1 pseudogene is annotated in these 783 nt (G+C 78.4%); it reads left to right on the top strand.

The features are described from left to right. Positions 1-311 (top strand): annotated as a pseudogene (locus tag GQS09_RS28855) (TetR/AcrR family transcriptional regulator); the annotation flags it as partial. Positions 312-783 lie beyond the last annotated feature (472 nt).

Here is a 783-nt window from a genome sequence, read left to right as displayed (position 1 = left end):
GCCCGGGAGCCGGGGCGGCGACCGCCGCCTCCCCGGCGGCCACGGCGGCGCCCGTGGCGGCGGCGTCCACGGCAACGGCCACGGCGGTGACGGTGCGGCCGGCCGAGACCCGGGCGCTGCTGGACGCCATGGGGCAGCTGGTCGAGCGCACCCGGGCGGCCGGGCAGCTCCGGCCGGATGTGACGGTGGCGGACATCATGCTCGTCATCACCACGGCACCGCCCTCGCTGGGCGATCCGCAGCGGCAGAGCGAGGCGGCCGCGCGGCTGCTGGAGATCATGCTGCAGGGGCTGCGTCCGGTGCATCCCTGACGCCTCCGGCCCGGTGCGCCGGGCCGGTGGCACGGGGCCGGGACACCGGGCCGGGACACCGGAGGGGGCTCACAGCAGGGTGCAACAGCCGTCCCAGGGCGGCGAGTACGGCGTCCCGGACGGCGAACGGCGTCCGGGATGCCGGGCACACACCGCACGGTCGGGTGGTTTGCGCCGCCGGGCCGACGGGCGGGCAGTGCCCGTATGGCACGCTACGGACGTACATCTCCGAATTCAGCGGGCGTCCGGCCGCCAGTGCGCGCGGCCGGACGCCGCGCCGATGCCTGGGTACGGGGGCACACGTTCATGAGTGTTGACGGTCCGAGTCCGGAGGGCCTGCCCGAGCCGCGCGCCGCGCACCGGGTTCCGCGCCCGGGGCGGCACGGCCGGGACGGCAAGGGCGCCTCGTCGGTGCCCCGCCAGCGCGACCCCCGCACCGGCGGGGACGGCGCGGCGGGCACCGCACAGGGCG

Source organism: Streptomyces sp. YIM 98790 (assembly GCF_011421595.1).
Classification (GTDB): Bacteria; Actinomycetota; Actinomycetes; order Streptomycetales; family Streptomycetaceae; genus Streptomyces.
The sequence above is the reverse complement of the archived record's forward strand: the minus strand, read 5'-3'. Positions and strand labels throughout refer to the sequence as shown.